The sequence below is a fragment of the Kangiella aquimarina DSM 16071 genome (assembly GCF_000374105.1).
GTDB lineage: Bacteria > Pseudomonadota > Gammaproteobacteria > Enterobacterales > Kangiellaceae > Kangiella > Kangiella aquimarina.
Genome location: NZ_KB893650.1, coordinates 923,921 through 947,093, shown reverse-complemented (window position 1 = coordinate 947,093; position 23,173 = coordinate 923,921). Strand labels below are relative to the sequence as shown.

Below are 23,173 nucleotides of genomic sequence, written 5' to 3'. Positions count from 1 at the left end.
TGCTATTTTTCACTATAAGATGGTTTTAATTTAGTTAATTCACGACTCAAGCATGATTTCAATTCTCGGTGCCGGCGCTATAGGCCAGCTGCTAGCCCATAAACTAACTGATGCCTCGTTCGAATGCCAGCTTATTGTCAGCGATACTGATAAATACTCCTCAGAGGATTGGCAGTTCTGCGATCTCGACAAAAATATCAGTTCAAATCAACTTCAAAGCTCGGTTTATTCTGACACTTCGCCATTAGAGTTGGTTTTTGTCTGTGTCAAAGCACCTCAACTGCAATCTGCACTCGACTCCATCAGTCATCGTTTAGGTGACAATAGCCAACTGGTTTTGTTCCAAAATGGCATGGGCCATGAAGTCATCGCAAAGCATTTTGTTGCTGATCAGAATATATTCTTTGCCAGCAATACGCATGGCGCTTATCGAAAATCCAGCCAAAGCCTGGTCTATGCAGGGAAAGGACAGATTACGGTTGGAGCCTTAACTCAACAGTCGTCGCCTCAGTGGTTCAATCAGCTGGCACAAGCCAACACCGGACTTGCGATTGAGTGGGCCAGTGATATCCAGCCCATACTGTGGCGTAAACTGCTTATCAATGCGGTGATCAATCCGTTAACGGCGATACACCGCTGTAAGAACGGTGAACTCATAAAAGAACAATATCAGTCTCAGTTACTGGCGCTCATTGATGAGACCCGCCGTTTTGCAAAGGAAATGAAGTTTGGCTTTGCTGAAGATTTAAAAGCCATCATACTCGATGTCATAAAGCAGACCGCAGACAATTACTCTTCGATGTATCAGGATGTGGTAGCAGAAAGAACCACTGAAATTGATGCTATCAACGGTTATTTACTGGACCAAATGGAAAGCAAGCAATTCCACGCTCCTCATCACTGGGCTTTGTGGAGTCAGTTTCATGTTCAGTATCCACCCTTAAAGCGCCTGGCAGAGGAAAATTCTAAAAGCTTTGATCAGCTTACCTACCACGTCACTCAGGAGCATGGCACTGAGCGCCCCTATACTGGCCAGTACAATATGCACCATGAGCAAGGGAGCTATAAATGCGTCTGCTGTGGCTCTGTGCTTTTTGATGATAAGGGTAAGTTTGAGTCAGGCTGTGGTTGGCCAAGTTTCGATCGAGCTCAGAATAACAAAGCCATCGCCTATCGAGCGGATAACAGCCATAATATGCAACGAATTGAAATACTCTGCGCGCAGTGCGGCTCACATCTTGGTCATGTTTTTGAAGACGGGCCAACTGAAACCGGTCAGCGCTATTGCGTAAACTCGGTCAGTCTGGACTTTGAGCCTGCCAAATAATAATAGACTTCATTGAAGAGAAAAACATGAAACGAATTATTCAACTATCCATCTTGGCTGTCTTACCGTTAATGGTAATCAGCGGTTGCCAGACCAGCTCCTCTGAATCTAATCAAAAGCCAACTATTCTGGTGGGCGATATCAGCTATCCGGATGTTGTAAAAACTTACCCCTACTTCCTGGCTGCTCATTCTAATAATCAAGCATCTCCTGCTGCTATTGAGCAATTGAAGTCCATTACTCAGCCGACCCACCTGACGGTTTACTTTGGGGTCTGGTGTCATGACAGCATTCGAGAGATTCCTGATTTGATGCAAATATTGAACGAGGTCAATAACCCCAATATCAGTTATCAATTGATTTCTTTAGATATGAAAAAGCAGGAACCTAAGGGCAGAGCGAAAGCGAATGATATTCTCTACACACCAACCATTGTGGTTTATCAGAACGATAAAGAGCTGGGACGAATCGTTGAAAAACCAGAGAAAGATTTAGCTACTGATTTGGTTAGGATATTAGAGCTAAGTAGATTAGGAAGCATCTAGTCGACGACTAGATGCTTAGTTTTCTAATGACTTGATGACAGGTTTCTTGTTCAAATACAACTGCAAACGTCCCTGATAATAATCAACCAGCTTGTCGCATTTTTCACAGTCGTCATGAGATGCCAATTCAATGACCTTTAACTGCGTGGCAGTAGCTTTATCAAACTGTCCATTTGCAGCATAGGCCGCAGCTAACGTATCGAGATAACCATGACTTTCTGGATACTGCTCAACAACCTGCAATGAAAGCTCAAGTCCACGCTCTGGATCAAATAGCTCAGTTCCCTGACTGACTACCTTAAGCCAGGCCAGGTTGTTCATTGCCTGATAACTGCCCTGCTCTACCGCAAGCTGATACCAGTAAACCGCCTCATTGTAACTTTTACGGCCTTCAATATAGCCAAAATAAAACGTATTGCCCATCCAGTACTGAGCGACTTTGTCACCTTGCTCAGCAAAGTTTTGCATAGTTTTAAGCGCATCCTGCTTTTGCTGGAGGCTAACTGAGTCATCCTTGGTGGTCAGAAAATAAATGGCATTATGAAACTCTGCTTTTTGATATCCCTGACGCGCCGAACGTTTCATCCATTTGGAGGCTTCCTGGCTATCAACCTCAACCCCGAGTCCACGATACAGCATCATGGCGTAATGATACTGGGCCGATTCGTCACCAGACTTGGCACCTTTCTGGCAATATTTTTCAGCAATCTTGTAACTTTTCGCATGATAGTGCTGCTCACAGCGCTTCACATCTTCAGGCGATGCGCCGCATGCTGCCAGCAATAAAGCGAACAGTCCAAGTAAGCCAAGTTGATAAGGGTTTGACAGTTTTTTCATTAAGGTTATTTACAATGCACAGCAGTTGCTCAATGGAGCAGTATTAACAAAACGCATAACGCTAATAAGGGCTAAAACAGCACCTATAAAGCAATAGGGACTGTATTATCGTTAAACTATGCGTAAAATGCACCCTAAACACAGTAAAACAAGAGGATTTTATGTCACGAAATATTACCGAACCACTTTCTCAGGAAGCTTTAGATACATTGTTTTTCGAAGCCCGTACCTACAATGCTTGGCAGGACAAAGAGGTTTCCGATGAACTTCTGCATAAACTTCACGATCTGGTAAAGATGGGTCCAACATCCGCAAACTGCTGCCCGATGCGCGTTATATTTGTGAAAAGTGATGAAGCAAAAGAAAAGCTAAAACCCTGCTTAAGTGAAGGTAACCTGGAAAAAACCATGTCAGCGCCTGTCTGCGCAATTATTGGTATGGACATGGAGTTTTACGAAAAGCTACCAAAACTGTTCCCACACACTGATGCCAAAAGCTGGTTTGTTGGCAAAGAGAAATTCATTGAGTCTACAGCGTTTCGAAATAGCTCACTGCAAGGTGGGTACTTCATTCTGGCAGCGCGTGCGCTCGGTCTGGATTGCGGTCCAATGTCTGGCTTCAATCAGAAGATGGTTAATGAAACCTTCTTTGAAGGTACCAATATCAAAGCCAACTTCCTGTGCAACTTAGGCTATGGAACGGAAGAAAACCTCTTCCCACGCAGCCCACGCCTGGACTTTGATGAAGCCAATAAAATCCTATAACGATCATCTTAAATAACAAGGAATACCAATGGATAAGAATGACGAATTTATTCATGTAGATGAGGAGCAGGCTCCACAACCGAACAATGGTCAGGCGCAGGTGGTTTCACCTGGTCGCGGCTATCATTGGGTTGAGCGCTCACTTTCGGAAATTTTTGTGCCCCATTTTGGTAAATGGTTTCTAGCTGGGCTTATCTACAGCATCGTAACCACTGTGTTACCTATGTTGGGAGCAGCAATCGCCATGCTGATTTTGATTTTGAATCCGATGTTTCTTGCTGGTGGATATCTGGGCGCAAACAAAGTACAGCAAAAAGCTGGTGACGTAACGCCACAGCAATTCTTTGAGGGCTTTAGCCATACCCGTAAGTTTGCTTTGTTAATTTACTGTGGCCTGTTTGCCTTTATCGGTGCAGTCATAGTGTATTTGTTCGTCAATTCCATTGGCACCGAAACTCTTCAGTCGATTAACTGGACAATATTACAGACAGGCACTGACACTATAGCAGTAGAAGCCGAGTTGAAAGCTGTAGCTGATATATTTGGCCCCTATATGCTTTGGATCTTTCTCGCTTTTGTCGCTGTTTCACTGGCTAACTGGTTTGCACCGAACCTGATTCTTTTCGCCGAACAGAATCCTCTATCAGCACTCTTGAACAGCTTTATTGGCGGCATTAAGAATATCCTACCAATGATAGTACTAGTTCTAGTATTGATTGGACTGGGGATTGCAGTTGGCCTGATATCCATGATTGTTGGCGCTCTGGTATCAGCAATTTTGCCTCCCCTTGCTGCAGACTTGTTATTAAGTACATTGCTAACAGCTGTACTTATGCCTGTCATGGTCGGCGTTGGGTATATGTCATACCGGGAAATTTACCTGGGTGATGTGAAGAAATCCCAAAATACCCTGTAGCAAATACAGCTATAAAAAAGGCTTCCATTTGGAAGCCTTTTTTTATGCTCGCTCTATTTCAGATGACGCTCAAACAGATAGTAAATACGCTTGTATTCATCCAGCCAGCTTGATGGTTCAGTAAAACCATGCGGTTCAATTGGATAAATTGCAGTTTCAAAATATTCGGTCTTTTCCAACTCGATTAAACGCTGAACCAGACGAACGGTGTCTTTGAAGAATACATTATCATCAACCATGCCGTGGGCAATCAACAACGGCTTATTCAGGCCTTCAGCAAACTCAATTGGTGAGCTGCGTTCATAAGCAACCGGATCAACCTCTGGGGTATTCAAAATATTAGAGGTGTAACCATGGTTATAATGAGCCCAGTCAGTTACAGGACGCAATGATGCGCCTGCTGCAAACTCGTCAGGAGCTGTGAATAATCCCATAAAGGTTAGGAAACCACCGTAGGAACCACCATAAATCCCTACTTTGCTGCGATCAACGTTTACATTACTGGCCATCCAGTTAGCGCCATCCTGCAGATCCACTACTTCAGGAGTACCCATTCGGCGATAAATGGCGGTACGCCAGTCTCGACCATAATTGGCCGATCCGCGATAATCAATATCCAGCACCACATAACCCTGTTGAGTCAGGAAGCTGTGGAACATAAACTCACGGAAATATAGTGACCAGCCCTGATGTGCATTCTGCAAATAACCAGCGCCATGAATGAAAATCACGGCAGGATATTGCTCCGCTCTCTCTGCATCAAAATCAGCAGGTTTATACAAACGTGCATGAATTGGCATATCAACATCACGCGAAGGGATTTCTACATACTCTGGCTGTGTCCAGTTGACAGACTTGAACTCATCGCTAACCGTGTCGGTTAACTGAGTGGCATCCCCACCTTTTGAGGAAACCAGGTAAAGGTCTTTCGGCTTTGTGGCTTCGGAGTGCTCAATGATGAGCTGAGAGCCGTCAGGTGATACCGTATAGTCATTCAAGCCGCCCAGATTGGTCACGGCCTGCGACTCACCACCACCCACAGCTACACGATAGACTTCAAAAATACCCGGATGCTTTTTATTAGCTCGATAGTAAAAGAACTTGTTATCTGGCGATAGATTGACCGAGTCAACGACATAACGACCTTTGGTCAAAGCATCAGCACTACGATTTAAAGTTTTAGTGTAAAGGTGACTAAAGCCAGATTCTTCTGAGGTGTAATAAATCGATTTGTTGTTAATCCAGCCAAAATCATTGAAGTTCCAGTCGTTAATCCAGGCCTTATCACGCATATGGTGCTGGTTTTCCAACTCTTTATCATCAAAGTCGATAGTCGCAATCCAGCGGTCCTTGTTATCAGCTGAGAAGAGCATGAATAGGGCATTATTGCCGTCTGGGGACCACTGAACTCCACGGTCTGAACCCCAGTTAAAGATGGAAACATTACGGATACCTTCATGAGCCTGATATTTCTTGTCCTGCCTACGCGCAGTATCACGCTTAATATCCGCTAGTGGATCATCTTCAATGTAAGGTAGATCCTCGTAACTCAACTCGTATTGCTCGCGGTTTTTCAGATCCAGCAAATGAAGGGTCTCATGACGAGGTTCATAAGTACCTACTAACGCTCGCACCTCTTGATTTTCAACATAGCCATCTTCTGTGACAAAGCGCGGCATGTTGTCAGACTTACCGCTTTTATCGGACTTGTCATAAGTACCAACAACCACATAACGCCCATTAGGCGACAAACTCAGCGTGCGAATTTCCTTATCTTTGCCCAAATACCAGGGTTGTGGCGCATCACGATCAGAGCTTTCAGCAATTTGCTGTTTACGCTTTTTATCATGTTCACGTTGTTCCTGCTTCTGACGAATGTAGTCAAAATATCGCGTTTGCTGCTGGTCAAGGAAACTCTTGTCCTGTTCCTTATCAGGATTTTCCTCCAGACGAACATCCACCAAATGGCTGATCAGCCCATCATTGAGATTGATACTGTAGAAACTGTTCCCCTGACGATATGCAACACTTTGATTTCCAATAAAAATTGGAGTCCCTTCATTTTCAAGTGTCTTGGTCAGCTGGCGAACTTCTCCTGTTTCAAGATAGCGCACATAAAGATCGCCGTTTAGATTGTAGGCCTTTAGAAGCTTGTTCTGACTTAAAACGCCATTGCTACCATCTCGCTCAAGCAATTCCTTATCACTCAATTTCTTGGCCTGTTTACTTGCCAGATCGAGTTGATACCAGGCTTTCTCTTTATTGCCGACCAGTTTCTGCTGGTAGTAAATGCTCTGACCATCTGAGTGCCAATATGCATTCTGTGGCGCATTGCCTATCCAGTCCGGATCTGACATAACTTTGTTCAGGGTTAACGGCTGAGCCTGTATGGCTGCCGATGCCGCTGTTGATACCGTTGTCGATACCAGTAGTGCACAACCCAGTAACGACTGTACAAGTCTCTGAGGGATTAGCTGTTTTTTCATGGATGGGACTCTCTACTCTACAAAACAAGTGCAACTAGCTTACCCAGCACAGGCCCCCAGTCAAGTTTTGCTATGTAACCGAAAGTTATCCATAGCCGTTTTGTGACTTCAAGTTGAGTTAATCAGCATGCATGGGTAATATGAAACGCACTTTTAAACCTATAACAGTTCGAAAACAGGATCAGATAATGAAACAATCCTTATTAGCACTTTCGATAACAGCGCTCTTTCTGTCTGCTTGCGATGACAAGCAACAGGACAATGCACAGCCTGAGAGTACTGAACAAGCACAGGTTCAGGCAGCTTCTACCAAAACCACACCTGCTCAGTCACAGAACAGCGGTAAACCGCAGAACAGTTTTTTAACTGCCTATGACAATATTGACCTTGAGCAATATAAAGCGCGCGTCAAATTCATGTCCACCGATGACTTTCAGGGTCGCAGCCCTGCAACAGAAGGTGGCCGCAAAACCGTTGAGTTTCTTGCCAGTGAATTTAAGAAACTGGGTTTAGAGCCGGGTAATGGTGACAGCTACCTGCAACAGGTTCCGCTAACCAGTATCGAAGCCGATGCCAATATGGAACTGCAACTGGGCGATAACACTCTTAAATTTCCAGAAGATTTCGTCGCTAACAGTAGCAAACTTGAAGACACTGTGACTCTTGATAAGTCTGAGCTGGTATTCGTGGGCTTTGGTATCGTAGCTCCGGAATATAACTGGAATGACTACGAAGGTCTTGATATGGAAGGCAAAACAGCGGTTATTCTAGTTAATGACCCAGGTTTCCACACCCAGGACCCAGCGGTATTTGAAGGCAAAGCCATGACTTACTATGGCCGCTGGACCTATAAATACGAAGAAGCGGCCCGTCAGGGAGCCGCTGGCGCCATTATTATCCATGACACTGCTCCTGCATCCTATGGCTGGAACGTAGTTTCTAATAGCTGGTCTGGCCCACAATATCATCTAGCCGAACCTGGGGATGACCCAAAACTTGATGTTGAAATGTGGATTACCTTTGACCAGGCACAGAACCTGTTCAGTCAGGCTGGTTTAAATTTGAGTGAGCTTCAGGAAGCTGCCTTAAAGCCGGATTTCAAACCGATGCCTATTGACGCCACAGCATCTGTTACCGTGCGCAATAGCATTTCTAAATCTGAATCACCAAACGTGATTGCAACCATTCCAGGGAAAACTAAGCCGGATGAGCATGTTGTCTACATGGCTCACTGGGATCATCTGGGTATGAACCCGCACCTTGAAGGTGATCAGGTGTTCAATGGTGCGATTGATAATGCAACAGGCACCGCTGGCATCATCAGCATTGCGCAAGCTTTCATGGCGCTGCCTGAGAAACCTGAGCGTAGTGTAACTTTCATTGCGGTCACTGCCGAAGAGCAAGGCCTGCTTGGTTCTAAATACTACGCTGCCAATCCAACCGTGCCCATGAACAAGATTGTTGGCGCTTTCAATATCGACAGCATGAACGTCAGTGGCCGTGTTACAGATTTAACCGTTGTTGGCTTCGGCAAATCACAAATGGAAAACTATGTTGAAAAAGCAGCCCAGCGCCAAGGCCGTGAGCTGGTTCCTGAAGCTAGTCCTGAGCGTGGTGGTTACTACCGTTCCGATCACTTCAGTCTGGCCAAGCTTGGTGTACCTGCTATTTATGCCGGTGGCGGTACTGAATATCGTGAAGACCAGGACATGGCTCTGATCGAAAAGCACAACGCCAAGCGTGGCGAATGTTACCACCAGGCCTGTGATGAATATCAGGAAGACTGGGCTTGGGAAGCAGCATTAGATGACGTAAAAGTTTTCTTTGAAGCTGGCTACCTGTTAAGCAACAGCGGAGATTATCCGAACTGGAACGAAGGTACCGAGTTTAAGGCCATTCGTGACCAAAGCATGCAAAAGTAATACTATTTCGTTGTAATAACATTAAGCCCAGATATGCTCTGGGCTTTTTCTTTGAGTTCCGACATACCGCTAGCACTACTCCAATAAACTGGTATAGTGACTACATAAGTATAAAATAAAACAACTTTACTGAATTTAGCTTGAAGGAATATTAGGTCTTTTGATCTTAGTGGCTCATGAAGGAGGGGCTGTTGATTCGTTTATTGTTTGTATTTTTTCTCTTGCTATTCGGTGCCCTGCAATCGCAGGCAGTTACTGTTGTAGAATCGAGTTCGATCAAAGACACCTCTAATACTCGATTTGATATCGAGCAGATTCCTTATGTATTAAAGGGTGAATGGCAGATCTGTCTTTACTCACCTCCTAAAACCAGTCATTACGATTGTCGCACTATCTCCGTTCCAGATTCGATTGAAACAGCTTTTCCCGGACTTGATGGTTTCGTGTTTTATCGAACTCAGTTTTCAATTTCACGCCAGCTTGAGCACCAGGCATTAGCAATTTACATACCACAGATCCGTGATGCGGATAAGCTCTACATTAATGGCCACCTTATTGGTGAGACTGGGCAATTTGCTCCTAACTTTGAAAAGGCGACGCTTTATCAACGCCGTTATCCAGTCCCATCCAGCATCCTTAAGTTTGACCAGAACAATGAGCTCATCATCAAGGTGTATAATCATGCCCGTCCCGGAGGGCTGGTTATGGGCGCACCGGTAATTGATAGCGTCAAAAACATCTATCAGCAAACAGCGACACAAGAATCAATGCTGATGATATTTATCGGCATGATACTGCTGATTTCTGCGGTCCAAATATTTTATTATCTTGCTCAACCCGAGCATCGTGAAAATCTCTTGTTCGCGATTCTTTGTGTGTTTGAATCGATTTATCTGTTGACCTATTCGCAGGCTGCTCTGGACTCAGGAATTAACCTAACCAGCATCTTCCGCATTAATATGATGCTGTTTGCTATTCTCACGGTAAATTTCTTTTTGTTTGTCTCCAGTTTCTTCAAGCAAGGGATTCCCTGGATCATTAAAGGTATTCTTACCATTATTCTATTACTGGGAACTGTCAGCGTAACGATCCTGCCGATTGATTGGATTTACTACGTTTTACACATCATTCAATTGATCAGTGTGTTTATTCTGGTGCCCTATTATTTTTATATTTTTTATCGAGCAAAGCGTCAGGAGCTGCCCTACGCAAGCTTGATGACCAAAGTTCTGGCTTTGTATATTTTCACGGTTCTGATCGACTTTGCCATTGACCAGCAATGGTTGCCACTTTTTGTAACAGGTATAGCAGGACTGCTGTCACCAATATTCCTGATTACCGTTTTTATTGCCATCACCTTTATTCTGATTCATAAGCACTGGCTATATTACCGACATGCAACTTATGATTATCTGACTAACTGCCTGCGTCGCTCTTCATTTGAGCAACGGTTAGCTGAAGAAATTCATCGTATTCATCGAACAGGCCAGTCAATCGTTGTGGCATTGATAGATATTGATAACTTTAAGCAGATAAATGATGCGCATAATCATCTGGTGGGTGATCAGGTGTTGCAGGCTGTGGTGAATCGGACGCGTGCCTCATTACGTGACTTTGATTTGCTGGGGCGTTATGGCGGAGATGAATTTATTGTTGCCGCTGAAGTATCCGACAAAAAAGATGCAACACAGCTACTCAAGAGAATCCATAAGAACATCACCTCTCATGCAGTGATCGACAAAAATGATAAAGCGATTGATGTCAGCATTACGATTGGAGCTGTAGTTGCTGAAGCCTCTGATCTGGTTACTGCGCTGCAAATGATTGAGCAGGCAGATGATATTCTGGTCAGTGGAAAAGTGAAACAGAAAGGCCATATCCACATCTAACTTTGGCCTTTCTGGTTATTTTTTCTAAAGCTGTCTTACCTGACTAAGTGACTTTTGCGGTGCGAACAATTCGCGCAAAAAGCCTTGGAAAAAACCGTTTAAGATAAACGGCATTGGTTTCACGCCCACCAATGAAGGCTTCTGCTTTTCCTTTGCGCCAGGCTTTTAATATCTTCTCGGCGCACACTTCTGGGCTCATTCCATGTTCCTGCGCATCATCCATTTTGTTCTGCTCAGAGCCATCAGCTAAAAGTGCCTTATATGTCAGGTTGGTTTTAATGAAACCCGGATAGATAGTTGTAAACTGTAGGCCCTGGCCATGCAACTCGGCTCGCAAACTGTCCATGTAGGCAGTTATCGCGTGCTTGGAAGCAGCATAAGCTGAGCGCAATGGCGTTGTAAATTTACCAACCAGTGAACTGACGGTGATCACACCACCCTGCTTACGCTCCAGTAAATGAGGCAGTAAACTTTGAGTAAGCTTCACGGTTCCAAAATAGTTAATTTCCATAAGGCGACGATGCACATCAAGGTCGGTTTCTAACACTTTCGAACGTTGGCTTAGACCAGCATTATTAATCAATATGTCGATGGGGCCATACTCATTAATTACCTGAGCTACTAACGAATCAAACTGCTCGCTGTGCGCCAAATCCAGTTCAACGCAGTGATGGCGATCAGAATGCTCACAATTAGCCTTGACCCGTTCCAACTCATCCATGCGACGCGCTGACAAAATCAGACGAGCACCTTTTTTTGCCAGTGCATAAGCCAATCCTTCACCAATTCCAGAAGATGCTCCCGTCACCCAGACGGTTTTGTGCTGAAATGCTGCATGTTCGCTACCACTCATTTCTCTGCCTATTGTATTAATCAGCGTGAATCATAACGCTATTTATAACGAATATTTATAGCTCCGACCACTCCTGATTTTTGGGCAGCTGATTTCACATCACTTTTCTGACGTGCTATAACCTCCAGACTTACGGAATTCAACGCAAGAAATTAACCAATATAGGATTTTCAATGTCTGATCAGGTCTATCAGGATGCGATTACCCGTGTCCGTCGAATCGGCGAAAGCGCCGGTGTCAATAATGAAGTTATCGAAGCACTCATGCACCCGATGCGCACCATGGTTGCCTCACTCCCAGTGCGCATGGATGATGGCTCAACCCAATACTTTACTGCCTACCGTTGCCGTTATAACAATGCGCTAGGCCCGACTAAGGGCGGCATTCGCTACCATCCCGATGTAAATCTACAAGAAGTTCAGGCATTGGCTTTATGGATGACCATTAAGTGCGCTGTCGTCGGCCTGCCTTATGGCGGCGGCAAAGGCGGAATTACTGTTGATCCGAAAAAGCTTTCCCGAATGGAGCTTGAGCGTCTATCACGCTCTTACGTTCGTCAAATGGCCGATGTGATCAGTCCTGACCGCGATATCCCAGCACCAGACGTTTACACTAATGAGCGAATCATGGGCTGGATGATGGATGAGTACGAATACATTACCCGTAAAAAAGCACCTGGCGTGATTACTGGTAAGCCTTTGAGCCTTGGTGGAAGCGTTGGTCGTGATGATGCTACTGGTCGCGGTGCCTACCTGTGTATTCTTGAGCTTGAGAAAAAACATAATTGGAAGCCGGAAGAGATTACTGTAGCGGTGCAAGGTTTTGGTAATGGTGGATACCATGCCGCTCGTCTGTTGCATGATCGCGGTTATAAGATTGTTGCGATCAGTGATTCGCGTGGCGGCATATTCTCCAGTAATGGCTTTGATGTGCCTAGCATCTACAAAGAGAAACAGGCTACTAAGCAGGTTAAAGCGGTTTACTGCACACACTCTGTCTGTGAACAGGTTGAACATACAGCCATCAGCAATGAAGAGCTGTTGGAGCTTGATGTTGATATCCTTATACCGGCAGCACTGGATGGGGTTATTGGTGGGCACAATGTTGATGACATTAAAGCCAAATACATCGTTGAAGTTGCCAATGGTCCTGTTTTAAGTGATGTTGACGATACATTGCATAACAAAGGCATTCATGTCATTCCGGATGTACTGGCCAACGCAGGCGGTGTTACGGTGTCCTATTTTGAATGGGTGCAGAACCGCTCTGGATACGCCTGGGATCTGGCTACCGTGCATGAGCGACTTGAAAAAATCATGTCCGAAAGCTTTAACCGAATCTGGGATCTGGCTCACTCAGAAGGCCGTAGCATGAGAAATGCTGCCTATACCCATGCCATGCGCAAAATCGGTGAAGCGATTGAGGCTCATGGTACACAGGACTACTTTTCAATGAGGGATTGATACTCCTTCAATACTAAAAAAAAGCCCCAGTATGAACTGGGGCCTTTGACTAACAATATTAATTAGAAAATCACATCGTCATCCATATCTTCATTGACCTTCGAAAGTAACCACTCACGGAAAGCGACGACTTTAGGGCGATCATATGAGTTCTCTGGGCAAACCAAGTCGTATGAGTAGCCACTGTCGACCACGATATCAAATGGGGCAATCAGGCGACCCGTTTCAATATCCATCTGTGACAGTACGCTGTGTCCCATTGCTATACCCTGACCATGACGGGCGGCCTGCAACACCATCCCTGAATGACTGAATACTGGGCCATGATCAAGATTGACGCCAGTAACATCAGCACTTTTCAGCCAGGTGCGCCATTCTTCTGTACTCGCATCATGCAGTAATGTGACGTTTTTTAAATCTTCTGGGGTCTTTAAATTCTTCTTCTGCGGGAAGTCCGGCGAACAAACCGGCGTCAAATGTTCTTCAAACAGCACATCGCAGCAAAGGCCATCGTACTCGCCCTTGCCATAATAGATGGCAATATCGATATCTTCACGTACAAAATCGACTTCCACATCAGAGGCTTTAATCCGAACTTCAATTTCAGGATGCAGCTCACCGAATTCAGCAAGACGAGGAATGAGCCACAAAGTAGCAAAAGTTGGGATAACACAAACGGTTAATGAGCCGGTCGCGCCCTGTGCTTTTACCTGCTCGGTTGCATTGACCAGCTTTTCAAAGATATCGCGAATCTTTGGCCAATACAGTTGGCCTTCATCTGTCAGGAGCAGCTTTCTATTACGGCGAATAAATAACTGCACACCCAAAAAGTCCTCTAAGGCCTTGATTTGGTGGCTGATTGCCGCCTGAGTTACAAACAACTCCTCAGCAGCTTTAGTAAAACTCAGGTGTCTCGCGGCCGCTTCAAAAGCTCTTAAACTGTTGAGCGGTGGTAAACGTCTAGACATCGCCTCTCCTTGCATTAGTTTTTTTTATATAACACATAAAAATATATCGTTTGAACCTGGTCTAACAAGTGGTTAATATTTGACCTGTCTCAAGGAGCTTACTCAGAAAGCCTTTATTTTTAAAGGTTTCTGCAAAGTCAAATATGCATCGAATGAAGCTATTTTGACAAACCTTAGTAGCTCAAGGCAAACACTTTATAAAATTTTTTTAATGCATATTGTAAATATTTTATGAAGACAGTTTTTTGACTTAGCATTGTTTAAGTCCACAGGAGAGGAACTCCTGTAAGTTGGTAATTTGGTTTTAGTTTCATTGACTGACTCCTTTGTTTAGCGAGCGGGCATTAATTATATACCTACCCCCATTTGGTCCTTATGTTCCGCGAATTGCTAATAAATGGCTTGCACCTTGCAAGCCTTTTTTTTATCTTGCAACTTTCCAAGCAATCCGGCCAAAAGCCAATCATGACTAACAATCAAAACCATACCACTCACTCTGTCATCATGGTGCCTCCCACCGATTTTGCCTATAACGAGCAAACCGGTGCCGATAATGAGTTTCAAAATAAGCCCAACCAGGCACAAGAACATATACGCGAAGATGCACTGTGCGAATTCAATGAAATGGTAAATCGTTTACGTGACGAGCATATTGAAGTTTTGTTACTAAACAAACATGCTCAGAGCCATCAGGAGTTACCTGAATTGCCGGATGCGGTATTCCCCAATAACTGGTTCTCAACCTCCAGCGACGGCACTCTAACGCTCTACCCCATGAAGACGCCTAATCGACGCGCCGAAGTTCGCCCCGAGGAGCTAACCCAACTTCTTAATCGTAACGGTTATCAAGTTCACAAAACGGAACACGTCGACAAAAATCATCAACAGATACTGGAAGGCACTGGCTGCATTGTTTTCGACCATAAAAATCAGATCGCCTATGCAGCTATTTCAGAGCGTTGTGACAAATCATTATTCGATAATTTTTGTCAACAAAGAGATTACACCCCTGTCAGCTTCAATAGCGTCAGTAGCAACGGCAAACCTTTTTACCACACCAATGTAATGATGAGTATCGGTGAGCATTTTGTGGTGATTTGCCTGGACTCTATCAAAGATGAAAAGCAAAAACAGTTGCTACTAGATACCTTTGCAAAGACCAAAAAAGAAGTGATTGATATCAGCTTAGAACAGACCGAAAAATACTTCTGCGGCAATATCCTGCAGCTGAATAATAGTAAAGGCGACAAAATCATCGTCATGTCTGACAACGCCTATCAGGGCTTTACCAAGCAGCAAAAAGCTAAACTCGAAAAGCACGGCAAGTTACTACCATGCTCCATACCTACCATCGAAAGCGTTGGTGGTGGTAGCGCCCGTTGTATGCTTGCTGAGAATTTTTTGACTAAGTCTTAACTTAAAACCAACTCAACAAAGTGCACAAAAAAAAGCCCTCTATAGAGGGCTTTTTTAACTCTGCAAACAATGATTAACCGCCAACTACTGCTCGCATCATAATCGCCGTGGCAATCGCACCGACGGAACCTACGGCGTAACCTAAAATTGCCAGCAGGACACCAACTGGTGCTAATGATGGGTGGAAAGCTGCGGCAACAACAGGGGCCGATGCTGCACCACCAATATTGGCTTTACTGCCAACTGCAATAAAGAAGTAAGGCGCTTTGATCAACTTGGCAACTACAAACAGTATGATCACATGAATCATCATCCATACCAGGCCGATAAAGAATACCTGATAGTGGTCAAATATTTTGGTCAGGTCCATTTTCATACCAATACTGGCAACCAGAATGTAGATGAATACGGTGCCAATTTTGGTTGAACCAGCATGTTCAATTTGACGAAGCTTAGTCTGCGACATGATAAGCGCTAACACAGTACTGGCAATAATGATCCAGAAGAAAGCGCTTCCGAATCCAATATTATCAAATACTTTATAAGCCGTACTTCCCTTTTCTACAGATCCTAGAATCCACTCAGGGAAATAAATACCAGCCAAATGAGCAACACCAACTACAGCAAAAGCCAGACCAAGGATCATTTTATAATCTTCAAAGCTGGCAATACGTTCATTCTCGCGCGTATATTTTTCAACCGTAACTTTTAACTCCTCAATACTGGAGTTATCTGCTTTCATCCACTTATCGATGGAATCTGATTTTTTGATCATAAATAACAGCGCAACCATCCAGATTTCAGCGACCAGTACATCCATCACCGCCATGGTGCCAAACAGTGTATCGCTTACTTCATATAACACCTGCATTGAGGCCTGGTTTGCGCCGCCACCAATCCAGCTACCTGCTACGGTTGCCAGCCCAGCCCAGATTTCCTCACCTTTTGGCACTGCCTGATCGGTGATACCGACCCATTCCGGAGCAACAAAGGCAAACAGTAATACGGCTAAAGGACCACCAATAATGACGCCAACCGTGCCAGCAAAGAACATGGCTACAGCACGCCAGCCAAGGCCAAAAATCTTTTTAAAGTCGATGCTTAATGTCAGAAGAAACAAACTAGCGGGTAGCAAATAGCGTGAAGCAATATGATAAATATTGTCAGCGCTGGATTTTTCAAAGAAGCCAAGCGTATTCAATGCGCCAGGAATAAAGTAACACAGCAATAATGCTGGTATGTGTTTATAAAACTTGTGCCAAAAACCATCGCCGCGACTTGCGGTATAAAAAATTAAACCTAGTACAGCCATTATCAAGCCAAACGTCACTGCGTCAGACTGAATAAGAGCTACTTTCTCAGTAGTTTCTGTTACTGCCATTAAAATATCCCCAAAACTTAAATTGGTTAAAATTCGATCAATGTTAAATTAACGTAGCCAGCCGATTTGGCGTAGGAAGTAATTCATTTCCCAGGCAGGGCCAACTAAAAGAAATAGTAAGTCTTTAAAAAATGAAGGTTTTTTACCTTCAATATGGTGCCCGATAAACTGACCAATCCAGGCTATGATAAAGACAACCAAGGCAATTTGCCACAAGGGTATCGACACCACGCTGTCCAGCCAATAGGTGAACCACAACATTAGAATAGATACCAGAAGCATACCGCTGAATATTTTCCAACCAAAGCTGATATAGAAGAGCTGCGCAACAGCAATAAAAATAACGACCCAGTTCACTAGTGGATGTAGCTGCATTACCTCTGGAACAGGAATGACCCATAAGAATGCCAGTACTGTCCACATAATGGTTGGAACACAAATCCAATGCAATAATTTGTTGGTTGGATTGCGGTGACTTTCACTGTATTCAGCAATCCACTCTTGTCCGCTACGCATAGCCTACCCCATATATTGACTCACGAATCTGCCCGATGATAGCACAGAAAATAGGCGATTAGCGCAAGCTTACCGCAAATTCTAATTCCTAAGATTCAAGATCCATGCTATTAAATTCAAGGCGGCCCCTGAAAGCCGCCCTACTGATTTAACAACAATCACAATTTAAGGGGAATATATTATGGGAATGGTCAGTGAATTTAAAAAGTTTGCCATGAAAGGCAATGTAGTCGATATGGCAGTCGGTATCATCATTGGTGGTGCGTTTGGCAAAATCGTCAGTTCATTTGTCAATGACGTTTTAATGCCACCATTGGGCATCTTATTAGGCGGCATGGATTTCAAAGACCTTGCTTTTACCATTAAGGAAGCCAGCGGTGAACAAGCTGCAGTAACCCTGAACTACGGTAGTTTTATTCAAACCGCGGTGGACTTCATCATTATTGCCTTTGCTATTTTTATGATGATTAAGGCCATGAATCGACTGTCGAAAAAAGAAGAGAAAAAGCCTGCAGCACCACCAAAGCCATCAGCTGAGCAGGAACTACTGACAGAAATTCGTGATTTACTGAAACAAGATCGGGTATAAAATTATTTAGTAAAGGAACATTTACGTATGGGCGGTTCATGAATCGCCCATACAAAATTGAGTGAGATTCAAGATGTCATCGCATACCCTGCAAACCACCGGTATGAATCATTAATACTTTATCCCCCTGCTTCACTTTTCCATGCTCAACGGCATCTTTAATAGCTAAGAGGCACTTGCCGTTGTAAACGGCATCAAGTTCAATCTGATTTAGTTGATGGAATTCATCAATCAATGATTCAAGTTCAGAATTGGATTTGGCAAAACCGCCACAATGATGTTCGGTATCAATGTGCCAATTAGACTGTGGTTTCAGGTAAGGCTCTAACTGTCCAGGTAGGTAGTCAGCACCAGAAAACGCCGCAACGCCAGTAACTTTGCTTTGCGGACATGCTTTGGCAACCCCCACTAAAGTTGCTCCAGAACCAGTTCCTAAAAAAATATGATCATAATGCCTATCTAGCTCCCGACCAATTTCTTCAATCCCCATAATCGCCAGCTCACTAAAACCACCTTCACTTATCCAGTAACTATTGGGAAACTGCTCAGAAAAATAATTCCATTGGAAGCTCTGTCGCAACTGGGCATAGTCCACTCGACTGGTAAATATCAGATCCATGCCCCAACTCCGGCAATCTTCGAGAGTAGGTGTCAAACGTTGATTCTCATGAGCTCGTACAAAAGCGGTAGTCTTGAAGCCAAGCTCTTTCCCTGCAAAAGCCAAAGCGTGCAGATGATTAGACCAATTTCCCCCCATGGAAACCAAGTTCTTACAACATTTCTCCTGGGCATCCAGTAAAAGATATTTTAATTTTCGCCACTTGTTGCCCGAGACTACGGGGTGAATCAGATCATCGCGCTTGATATCCAGCTCGATATTACTCTGAGTTAAAAATGGCATCTGAACTTTCTGGCAATGAGAGCTATTTATTTTTAACACATCAATATCCCTGTTGAATTTGTCATTACTATAACACGCAATTATTTTAATTTTCGGTGCGCAAGTTTCACTGTCTAACTCTGAAACACTTTATGTAACTTTTAAGCCAAAAAAAAAGCGCCATCAAGGCGCTCTTTACTAATCATTAACTCTGAACTAACGGTTAGCTTCTTGCCACAACCCTAATTGAATATCCCTTGATAGGTGAGTGATCCAATTATTGTAGTTTCGATGGATCTCACCATTGTTATAGTGCAAGTTCTGACTATCAACATACTGAATACTATAACTGGTTGGTGAATAGGCAATATTGATAACAGCCGTATGCTGACGCAAATCAAGCCTTGCCTCTATCAAACCTCTATTAACAACTCTCGGCTTCCACCCCCTCTTTATTGCTGCACCGATAATCACATTCTCAACCTGTTCAGCAGTTAGAGCAGGTTGCCCTGAAACACTGTTGACCGGTTCATTACTGACATTGTAAACAGGCGTTGTTTTACAGGCGGCAAGTAACAGCAAGCAACTTAATATCACTAATATTTTTTTCATGAATTATTCCTTATTGAAATTATTGTGCACATTTTAGCCGCGCTTAGATTACTAAATATCCTTTGTTAAGAAAAGTATCGCCTGCTTTTTGAAAACTACCCGCTCTCCTCTAACAAAATTAAAAGCAAAAAAACCGGCTCAATTGAGCCGGCTAAACTTATTACTACAGGGTTTAATTTTATTACTTCATCAACTTTTGAAGTTCTCTTTCCGCAATGCTGGCTGGTAATGGAATGTAGCCATCTTTTACCACAACTTCCTGACCGACTTTAGAAAGAACCATTTTCATAAACTCTAACTCAATTGGTGAAAGTGGCTTGTTAGGATGCTTATTCACATATACAACCAACTGACGACCTAATGGGTATTTACCTGAAATGGCATTTTCAGCGTTAGCTTCGTAAAACTCACCACCATCCTTCTTTGCTAATGGTACTGCTTTTACGCTTGAAGTACGGTAACCATAGCCTGAATAACCGATAGCGTTTTTAGACAAGCCTACAGACTGAACTACAGAAGCAGAACCAGGTTGCTCGTTTACACTGTTTTTGAAGTCGCCTTTACACAAAGCATGCTTCTTGAAGTAACCGTAGGTACCCGATACTGAGTTACGACCATAAATCTGCATGTCGCCTAAATCAGCCAGGCCTAAGTCTGCCCAGTTAGAAATGTCTTCACCGCCACACTTACGCGTTGAAGAGAAGATACCGTCAACTTGAGCAATAGTCATGCCTTCAATTGGGTTGTCTTTGTGAACATAAACGGCCAAAGCATCAATCGCTACAGCGATAGCTGTTGGCTTATAACCGTGTTTCTTTTCAAAAGCTTCCAGCTCTTTGTCTTTCATCAAACGGCTCATAGGACCGATGTTTGAAGTACCTTCAGTCAACGCTGGCGGTGCTGTAGAAGAACCGGCCGCCTGAATCTGAATGTTGACGTTAGGGTACTGACGTTTGAACTCTTCAGCCCACAATGTCATCAAGTTTGCCAAGGTATCTGAACCAACGCTTGAAAGGTTGCCAGAAACACCACTGGTTTTCTCATATACAGGAAGCTTTTCATCAACTTTAGCGTGCGTTACACCAGCAGAAAATGCTGAAACTGCCGCTACTAAAGCAACTTTCTTAAATAAATTCATATCATTTCTCCAACTTATCTTTAGTTGGTATCAATCGCTAAGGGGTCTCTTGATACCGATTATGATTAACAGACGATGTCATTATGCTGAGGCTTTATTAAAAGGATATGACTTAAATATGACGCTTTTATGACATCTATTTGCTTATGAGCCAGTAAATATGAAACCAAGTCATACCCCGTTCAAAAACAGCCTCGCCAGCTATTTGGAGCTATCTTAATGCTGATATGTGTCAGTTTGATGACATGTACACTATTCAAACAACAATCACCATAAGTGATTGATTTCTCATAACGATGTATATATTTTGAACAGACAGTTGAGATATGGCAGTCTAGGGAGCAGGAAATAATAATTTCTAGGCGTTGAATGTCTATCTAAGTCAAGTACCCAGGTTAATCAATACACTAAAATTGTTAACGCTTGTTTGATTTAGATCAGAAACACTCCATCGACACTCTCTAGAATAATCAATGGGATCAGGAAGAAAAATGTCCTAAGGAGGGCACAATGAACCAATCACTCTCAGTCAAGCTGTCACTTATCAGTTCAGCGCTAGCGCTTATGCTTTTTGCAAGCAATACTGCGCAAGCATCTGATGATGGTAAAAAAGCTTATGAGGCAAATTGTCAGGCCTGTCACCAACCTACGGGACAGGGTCTAGCTGGCGCTTTTCCTCCACTCGCCGATAACCCCAATTTAACACCTGACTATGTGGTCGAAACCATCCTAAAAGGTAAGTCAGGCCCATTAGAGGTCAAAGGGCAGAAATACAATGCCGTGATGCCTCCTATGCAGCACTTATCCGATAAAGATATCACTGAAATAGCCAATTATGTTCTCAACTCCTGGGGCAATGATCTTGGCAAAGTCAGCGAAGAAGACGTTAAAAAAGTTCGCTCAGGCGCAGGTCTAGGCGATCGCTCAGCCGGCAAACCTCATGCTGAAGCAACAGCTGCCGAAGTAGCCTATAAAGGCGCGCCTTCAACCGTTGATGGTAGCAAAATGGTGGTTACGCCTGGCGCTCCTCCAATTACGGAGAACGAATTCGAAACCGCGCAAAAGATATATTTCCAACGCTGTGCCGGCTGTCACGGTGTATTGCGTAAAGGTGCTACGGGTTTGCCATTAACCACTGATATTACGCAGAAAAAAGGTACTGACTACCTGAAGGCCTTGATTAACTTCGGTTCGCCACGCGGCATGCCGAACTGGGGTACATCCGGTGAGTTAAGCGAAAAGGAAATCGACCTGATGGCCCGCTTCATTCAACACGAACCTCCAGTGCCACCAGAATGGGGCATGCCTGAAATGAAAGGCAGCTGGAAAGTCGTTGTGAAGCCTGAAGACCGTCCTAAAAAACCACAGCATAATTACGATGTAGACGATATGTTTGCAGTGACTCTGCGCGATGCTGGTGAGGTTGCCATTATTGATGGTAAAAGCAAGAAAGTGCTGAACTATGTGAAAACCGGTTACGCGGTACATATTTCTCGCGCTTCAAGCTCAGGTCGTTATTTCACTACGATTGGTCGTGATGGCAAGATTGACCTGATTGACCTCTATATGAAAAAGCCGGACGTGGTAGCAACCATTAAAATTGGTCTTGAAGCCCGCTCTGTCGAAAACTCACGCTACAAAGGCTACGAAGATAAGATTGCCATTGCAGGTGCTTACTGGCCTCCGCACTATGTTTTGATGGATGGCGAAACTCTTGAGCCTAAGAAAATTGTTTCCACTCGCGGCATGACAGTGGACACTCAGGAATACCACCCTGAGCCACGCGTAGCAGCAATTGTAGGTTCGCACAAACATCCTGAGTTTATCGTTAACGTTAAAGAAACTGGCCAAATCAAACTGGTCAACTACTCTGACATCGATAACCTGCAGGTGACTACCATTGATGCGGCTCCATTCCTGCATGATGGCGGCTGGGATAGCACACAACGCTACTTCCTGACTGCAGCCAATGAAAATGACACCATTGCAGTAGTTGATGCACAAGATCGTGAACTGGAAGCTCTGGTTCCTGTAGATCGAATTCCTCATCCAGGCCGTGGCGCTAACTTCATTGATCCCGAAAATGGTCCAGTATGGGCAACCAGTGCCTTAGGTAATGCCAACATTACCCTGATTGGTACCGACCCTGAAAAGCATAAAGACAATGCCTTTAAAGTTGTGCGTATTCTTGAAGGTCAAGGCGGTGGCTCATTGTTCATCAAGACTCATCCAAAATCTAAAAACCTTTGGGTGGATACTCCATTGAACCCTGATACCAATGTCAGTCAATCAGTGGCAGTGTTTGATATCAATAACCTTGATGCAGGCTTTGAGACCCTTCCTATTGCCGAATGGGCAGACTTAGGACCTGGTCCAAAACGTATCGTACAACCTGAATACAACAAGGCTGGCGACGAAGTCTGGTTCTCGGTATGGAGTGGCATGAAAGAAGAGTCTGCGATTGTGATTGTCGATGACAAGACCCGTAAGCTAAAGCATGTCATCAAAGGTCCAAAAATTGTGACTCCAACAGGCAAGTTTAATAACTACAATACACGTAACGAAATCTACTAGGTGTAACCATTAAGCTAGCTGCTTGAAACCTCCAACTCAACAAGGTTTTATCAGCTAGCTTTTTTATGACTGACAATGTTCAACAGACCCTAAAACT

General features: G+C 44.0%; 19 protein-coding genes and 1 pseudogene. 11 read left to right on the top strand and 9 right to left on the bottom strand.

The genetic code is table 11. The annotated features are described in order from the left end of the window. Positions 1-52 precede the first annotated feature (52 nt). The 3 genes and pseudogenes from B158_RS13300 to B158_RS0104600 form a co-directional block, all read left to right on the top strand. Positions 53-913: pseudogene (locus B158_RS13300) on the top strand (ketopantoate reductase family protein); the annotation flags it as partial. Next, entirely contained in the window at positions 908-1,327 is a 420-nt protein-coding gene (gene msrB / locus B158_RS13670; protein ID WP_407635758.1) for a peptide-methionine (R)-S-oxide reductase MsrB, read from the top strand. The pseudogene B158_RS13300 and the gene msrB, both read left to right, overlap by 6 nt. Before the next feature lie 26 nt (positions 1,328-1,353). Continuing rightward, a complete protein-coding gene (locus B158_RS0104600) occupies positions 1,354-1,872 on the top strand; it encodes a thioredoxin family protein (protein WP_018624187.1) in 519 nt (172 codons plus the stop codon). A 15-nt stretch (positions 1,873-1,887) separates the two neighbouring features. Here B158_RS0104600 and B158_RS0104595 read toward each other — a convergent pair whose 3' ends face one another. After that, positions 1,888-2,709 carry a tetratricopeptide repeat protein gene (locus tag B158_RS0104595; protein WP_018624186.1) on the bottom strand — a complete coding sequence of 274 codons (822 nt, stop codon included), beginning with the start codon at positions 2,707-2,709 and terminating at the stop codon, positions 1,888-1,890. A 161-nt stretch (positions 2,710-2,870) separates the two neighbouring features. On the opposite strand from B158_RS0104595, the gene B158_RS0104590 reads away from it, so the two are divergent. Then, complete coding sequence (locus B158_RS0104590) at positions 2,871-3,473, top strand: malonic semialdehyde reductase (protein WP_018624185.1); 603 nt, start codon at positions 2,871-2,873, stop codon at positions 3,471-3,473. Between the two features lie 28 nt (positions 3,474-3,501). Beyond that, on the top strand, positions 3,502-4,389 hold the full coding sequence (locus B158_RS0104585) for a BPSS1780 family membrane protein (protein ID WP_018624184.1): 888 nt from the start codon (positions 3,502-3,504) through the stop codon (positions 4,387-4,389). A 53-nt stretch (positions 4,390-4,442) separates the two neighbouring features. Here B158_RS0104585 and B158_RS0104580 read toward each other — a convergent pair whose 3' ends face one another. Next, on the bottom strand, positions 4,443-6,875 hold the full coding sequence (locus B158_RS0104580) for a S9 family peptidase (RefSeq protein WP_018624183.1): 2,433 nt from the start codon (positions 6,873-6,875) through the stop codon (positions 4,443-4,445). Positions 6,876-7,063: 188 nt separating this feature from the next. Between B158_RS0104580 and B158_RS0104575 the strand changes: the two genes are divergently transcribed. Both B158_RS0104575 and B158_RS0104570 read left to right on the top strand, forming a co-directional pair. After that, positions 7,064-8,797 carry a M28 family metallopeptidase gene (locus B158_RS0104575; RefSeq protein WP_026309238.1) on the top strand — a complete coding sequence of 578 codons (1,734 nt, stop codon included), beginning with the start codon at positions 7,064-7,066 and terminating at the stop codon, positions 8,795-8,797. 191 nt (positions 8,798-8,988) lie between these two features. Continuing rightward, a complete protein-coding gene (locus tag B158_RS0104570; protein WP_228127062.1) occupies positions 8,989-10,686 on the top strand; it encodes a GGDEF domain-containing protein in 1,698 nt (565 codons plus the stop codon). A gap of 43 nt (positions 10,687-10,729) precedes the next feature. On the opposite strand, the gene B158_RS0104565 is transcribed toward B158_RS0104570, so the two are convergent. Further along, positions 10,730-11,539, bottom strand: coding sequence for an SDR family oxidoreductase (locus tag B158_RS0104565; RefSeq protein WP_018624180.1), 810 nt, complete (start codon positions 11,537-11,539; stop codon positions 10,730-10,732). A 173-nt stretch (positions 11,540-11,712) separates the two neighbouring features. On the opposite strand from B158_RS0104565, the gene B158_RS0104560 reads away from it, so the two are divergent. Continuing rightward, a complete protein-coding gene (locus tag B158_RS0104560; RefSeq protein WP_018624179.1) occupies positions 11,713-13,002 on the top strand; it encodes a Glu/Leu/Phe/Val family dehydrogenase in 1,290 nt (429 codons plus the stop codon). 62 nt (positions 13,003-13,064) lie between these two features. Here the strand turns inward: B158_RS0104560 and B158_RS0104555 are convergent, their stop codons facing one another. Continuing rightward, entirely contained in the window at positions 13,065-13,970 is a 906-nt protein-coding gene (locus tag B158_RS0104555; protein WP_018624178.1) for a transcriptional regulator GcvA, read from the bottom strand. 465 nt (positions 13,971-14,435) lie between these two features. Between B158_RS0104555 and ctlX the strand changes: the two genes are divergently transcribed. After that, entirely contained in the window at positions 14,436-15,386 is a 951-nt protein-coding gene (gene ctlX / locus B158_RS0104550) for a citrulline utilization hydrolase CtlX (RefSeq protein ID WP_033413977.1), read from the top strand. Positions 15,387-15,459: 73 nt separating this feature from the next. On the opposite strand, the gene B158_RS0104545 is transcribed toward ctlX, so the two are convergent. Beyond that, entirely contained in the window at positions 15,460-16,767 is a 1,308-nt protein-coding gene (locus tag B158_RS0104545; protein ID WP_018624176.1) for a DUF819 family protein, read from the bottom strand. Positions 16,768-16,815: 48 nt separating this feature from the next. Further along, positions 16,816-17,283, bottom strand: coding sequence for an Mpo1 family 2-hydroxy fatty acid dioxygenase (locus B158_RS0104540; protein ID WP_018624175.1), 468 nt, complete (start codon positions 17,281-17,283; stop codon positions 16,816-16,818). A 181-nt stretch (positions 17,284-17,464) separates the two neighbouring features. On the opposite strand from B158_RS0104540, the gene mscL reads away from it, so the two are divergent. Then, positions 17,465-17,872 carry a large-conductance mechanosensitive channel protein MscL gene (mscL, locus tag B158_RS0104535; RefSeq protein WP_018624174.1) on the top strand — a complete coding sequence of 136 codons (408 nt, stop codon included), beginning with the start codon at positions 17,465-17,467 and terminating at the stop codon, positions 17,870-17,872. A 76-nt stretch (positions 17,873-17,948) separates the two neighbouring features. On the opposite strand, the gene B158_RS0104530 is transcribed toward mscL, so the two are convergent. The 3 genes from B158_RS0104530 to B158_RS0104520 form a co-directional block, all read right to left on the bottom strand. Further along, positions 17,949-18,812 (bottom strand): 1-aminocyclopropane-1-carboxylate deaminase/D-cysteine desulfhydrase, encoded by an 864-nt coding sequence (locus B158_RS0104530; protein ID WP_033413837.1) that lies wholly within the window; start codon positions 18,810-18,812, stop codon positions 17,949-17,951. 156 nt (positions 18,813-18,968) lie between these two features. Then, complete coding sequence (locus B158_RS0104525) at positions 18,969-19,364, bottom strand: hypothetical protein (RefSeq protein WP_018624172.1); 396 nt, start codon at positions 19,362-19,364, stop codon at positions 18,969-18,971. A gap of 181 nt (positions 19,365-19,545) precedes the next feature. Next, positions 19,546-20,502 (bottom strand): PstS family phosphate ABC transporter substrate-binding protein, encoded by a 957-nt coding sequence (locus B158_RS0104520; protein ID WP_018624171.1) that lies wholly within the window; start codon positions 20,500-20,502, stop codon positions 19,546-19,548. A 510-nt stretch (positions 20,503-21,012) separates the two neighbouring features. Between B158_RS0104520 and B158_RS0104515 the strand changes: the two genes are divergently transcribed. After that, positions 21,013-23,076: a cytochrome D1 domain-containing protein gene (locus B158_RS0104515; protein ID WP_018624170.1), complete on the top strand. Its 2,064-nt coding sequence runs from the start codon at positions 21,013-21,015 to the stop codon at positions 23,074-23,076. Positions 23,077-23,173 lie beyond the last annotated feature (97 nt).